The sequence below is a fragment of the Fulvivirga lutimaris genome (assembly GCF_009711525.1).
Taxonomy (GTDB): domain Bacteria; phylum Bacteroidota; class Bacteroidia; order Cytophagales; family Cyclobacteriaceae; genus Fulvivirga; species Fulvivirga lutimaris.
Map to the genome: position 1 here is coordinate 1 of NZ_SMLV01000182.1, position 4387 is coordinate 4387.

At 36.5% G+C, this 4387-nt stretch carries 4 protein-coding genes; 3 read left to right on the forward strand and 1 reads right to left on the reverse strand.

The genetic code is table 11. The features are described 5' to 3' along the window. Window positions 1-52: 52 nt before the first annotated feature. Both E1140_RS01545 and E1140_RS01550 read left to right on the forward strand, forming a co-directional pair. A complete protein-coding gene (locus E1140_RS01545) occupies window positions 53-658 on the forward strand; it encodes a TlpA family protein disulfide reductase (RefSeq protein ID WP_185153362.1) in 606 nt (201 codons plus the stop codon). Between the two features lie 309 nt (window positions 659-967). Then, on the forward strand, window positions 968-1684 hold the full coding sequence (locus E1140_RS01550) for a hypothetical protein (RefSeq protein ID WP_155178331.1): 717 nt from the start codon (window positions 968-970) through the stop codon (window positions 1682-1684). An 80-nt stretch (window positions 1685-1764) separates the two neighbouring features. Here the strand turns inward: E1140_RS01550 and E1140_RS01555 are convergent, their stop codons facing one another. Beyond that, on the reverse strand, window positions 1765-2808 hold the full coding sequence (locus E1140_RS01555; protein WP_155178334.1) for an AI-2E family transporter: 1044 nt from the start codon (window positions 2806-2808) through the stop codon (window positions 1765-1767). Between the two features lie 282 nt (window positions 2809-3090). Between E1140_RS01555 and E1140_RS01560 the strand changes: the two genes are divergently transcribed. After that, window positions 3091-4387, forward strand: a 1297-nt coding sequence (locus E1140_RS01560; RefSeq protein WP_155178336.1) for a S41 family peptidase, incomplete at its 3' end; no start/stop codon positions are given.

A 4387-nucleotide genomic window follows, 5' to 3' on the forward strand; every position in this document is an offset into this window, starting at 1 on the left:
TTTTAATTACATTTAGGTTAAAAACGCACATAACCCGTTGTTAGCAAACATGATGAGCCTAATACTAAAGATTCAATTTTCTCTAATTATTTTAGTTCTATTGGCATGTCAATCAAATAACACCCCGTCTTACGAAGAAGGAATAGCGCAATGTTGGAAAGAAATGGTTTCCATTGAAGATTTAGAGAATTTCATTCCACTTACCCCTGACTGTATTACAGGACATCTTCTACCAGTAATTAATGAAACATCCATTGGAGGCACACCCATAAACCAAGAATATTTTAAAGGTAAAATAACGATAATGAATTTTTGGTTTTCAGCATGTGCTCCTTGTATGGCAGAAATACCAGGGTTTAATGAGATCAAAATGAAATACGGAACAGAAAGGGTCAATTACCTCGCGATAGGTAGAGATGCCAAGGAAGATATCATCAAAGTATTACAATATACGCCATGGCAATTTGACCAGATTGCCGATGCAGATAAACTCATCAAAGATACTTTTAAATTGAGGTGGGGATATCCCACCACTTTTATTATTAATGAACAGTTAGAAATTATCCATGCCTTTTCAGGAGGCAGTACTGGTGAGGATGCTTTTCAAAGAATTCAGGATCAAATAACACCAATTCTTGATAGCCAATTAAAACAATGAAATGACTACACAATCTAGTATAGCATTATTTGGTTAGATTATTTGAGCCCAACTAGCGCAAGCGTCCGCTTGTGATAATAATTCAAGATTCATGCCCTTCCCTCTCTCTGGAATTTGCAATTCCCAAGCACTATCATCAGACTGACTGTCCATTTTATATTACCAGATCACAGCCCGGCAGATACCTAACCCCGTTTAGTAAAAGCGTTGTAGGCTTAAGGATATTTCACTATTTTTCCACCGATCAACCAGAAGGCATATATCACATTTGAGCAGGGTAATGCATTAACCAAAACAATTCAACCTTTTATGAAAAAGTCAATAAACAAACAGCAGCTAATCTTAGAGTTCATTTCGGTAGTGTTTGCTGTAATACTGGCTTTGATTTTAAATAGCTGGCGCGAATCCCTATCTATAAATGAGAACCTGGTAAAGGTTAAAGCATCCATCATACAAGAAACGATTAAAAATGATTCGCTTGTTAGGGCATCTCATACATATCGGGGTAATTTATTACAGCAGCTTTATTCCAATACATATGAATTATTGTCAAGCCCTACATCTGACTTTCCTGTGGATGTTAACAACAATAACGACTTGGCGGAGTATTTCAGAACTTCATTAATTTTTGGTTCTAAAGACTATTATGAAAGGGTATTAGTATTGCAGGAGGAGTCAAATCGAGTTTTGGTATTAGACAAAAGAGTGTTTGACATTGTAGTTGAGAATGATACCATTAAACTATTGGGAGTAGGGAATATAGAAATTAAATCACCAGAGTTGAGTAATCGTTCCTACAATCTGGCTCAAGCAACTGAGACCATTGTAAAAATGGATATGAACTTGGTAGAAAAACTCAGCAGTGTCAATTCCCTAATTGAAAATTATATTAAAACAAATGATCACGCTGTTGAAGTGGTTTATAGCGGAAATCAAAAGGGCATTATTTCAGTAATGGAAGATATGTACAGTATTGAAGCTAAAATAATAAAGGCAAATGAAGGCCTACTAGATGCCTTGAAATAAAAAAACACACAAAGGTTAAAGGTATATTTCATGCTCTTCGGAATTTGTAGTCCGAGCATACAGTAAGTATAAGACTTTACTTACAGAACATCTCTTGGCTTACCAGAGAGTAATTCAGAAATGATTTGCGTGTTTTTAAACTGCTCGGCAAGTAGCTTGAGCAATACAGTGATTGGAATAGACATGATCAAACCCGGTATTCCCCAGATATAGCCCCAAAGCATTAACATTATCAAAATAGCGATTACATTAATGGAAAATGATTTTCCCATGAAAATTGGCTCTAAAATCGCTCCAAAAATAACCTGAACTCCTGTTGTAATCAGCACGAATAAAAATAGCATGGAGGCAGATTCTATTTCCACAAAAGCAAAAATAGCCAGAAGCACGACCGTAATTACCGAACCAATCATTTGAAGGAAATTGATAGCAAAGGCAAACAGGCCCCAAAAGATGGGGAAGCTGATGCCAAACCCCCAGCAAGCAATACCAATACCCACCCCAGTACATAGGCTTACAAAGAACTTTACTTTAATAAACTTAATGAGGTCTCGTTCTATCTTCATGAAGGTTTTGACCGATGAAAAGTGGTGTTTCAGAAGGGTATTATTCAATACCTTTTGCATATCAAGAGAGCCCGCCAGCAGAAGCACTACAAAGAATACAGTAGTAAGCGTCATGGATAAAGTATTGGCTATAAAACCGACCGTTGGTGCGAAATTTTTTATAATGGTGTCCTTTTTAATTATTGAACGCAGCATACCCTCTCCCTGTAAAAAATCAAAACCGAAGAACATTTCAGCCTTGGTCACTAACAAAGTAAGTTTATCATTTGCCCTTTCAAAAAACGCATTGTCAGTCGTTAAAATCTCTCGACTGGAAAGCTTAATCAATTCTCCACCAATCTTAAAAAAGGAGACAAGAATCAGTAGCACGATAACAATTCTCAAAATTTTCGGCACGCCCTTCCTTTTAAACCATCTCATCATTGGTAAAAAAAGCAAGGCAATAAACATAGCAGAGAACAGTGGAATGAAGATAAAAGACAGCGTTTTAAGCAGATAAAACACCACAGGAATAACAAGAATCAAAAGTAATGTGTTGGTGGTTTTTCTATCATTCATAGCTACTGAAATTCAATATTTAAAGATACATCGTAACAATGTAGATGTATCATGTTCTGATCAAGTAATTCTACTCTGTTATGCACATTTTGCAGACTGACTTATCTCACTTTTGATACTCATCGTAATTTGTAATATTGAAGTATTAAAACACTATAACAAGACTAACTATGCTGTCCACTTTTTAACTATAAAATTCCGGTTAGCCCTGTGCTAACCCTTTAACAGAAAATCCGAATCTTATTTCCGTGATGAGGGTATGTTACATTAAAATGAAGCTCCATGCATAAAGTTCTGTTATTTATTTTAATTCTAACGAGCGTCCAATGCACCTCCGGTCAATCTAATACCTCGGGTCTTAAGTTACTCTCCACTGACGAATTAAAAGAAGACTTTCTGGTTTTTAGGAATGCCTTATGGAAAACACATCCGGCTCTCGACAGATATATCGAAAAGAAGAGGGTCAACCAGTTGTTTGACAGCTGCCTTTTATCATTGTCCGAGCCAAGAACAGTAACAGATTTCTATGTCCAGATTAAATTTCTTATTAGTGCTCTTCAAGATGGGCATCTGCGTAGTAGGGCATCGGATGAATTCAACTCATACATTACCAATCAAGCACTGCTATTCCCTATTGAAGTTCGGTTTTTAGAAAACAAGGCTTATGCAATTTGTTCTTCTTCTGATGTAATAAAAGCAGGTAATGAAATTTTAACAATCAATGGTCAAAAAATTGACCTCATTAGAAAAAGATTATTCAATTACATTAGCTCTGATGGTGCCATCACCTCCTATAAATACAGAGACCTGAGCGTCAAATTTTCCTTCTACTATTTTATGCACTACGGAGAGCGAGAAAACTTCAATATCACCTATAAAGATGAGCTTGGAAATATACAATCAACATTGGTTGATGCTGAGACAATGACAGCAATGAATTGCAAGAATGAATACAATCCTCCACAAAAACTTCTTGACTTCTCCTTTCGTGATGACAACATTGGCATTCTTACGATAAAATCCTTCGATTACTATTCTATCAGAAATAAGAATGAGAATTATACTGATTTCCTTGAAGGGGCCTTTAAGAAGTTAAAGGATAGTGGAAGTGAAAAGCTTATAATTGACCTAAGAGGAAATGGAGGCGGAAGGGATACCTATGGTTCCTTGTTATATAGCTACTTAACGGATCAGGATTTTAGCTATTATAAATCCTTGCACAATTCCAGCAGGCAATTAACTACTGCTGATCATTCTAACCTAAGGCTTCAGCACCCCCAACCCAATAACTTCCAAGGCAAGGTTTATATTCTTACAGATGGCTACAGTTTTTCTACTACGGCCGAATTCTGTGCTGTCACAAGAAGCAATGACAGAGCTACATTTATTGGTGAAGAAACTGGCGGTGGATACTACGGCAACAACTCAGGAGGTTCTGTTTCCACAACATTACCGCATTCAAATATTACAGTATATGTGCCCACAATAAAGTACGTTCTGGATGTAAAACCAAATACGCACCATAACAGAGGAATTATACCAGATCATCACCTGACTCCTACTATCAATGATATTCTGA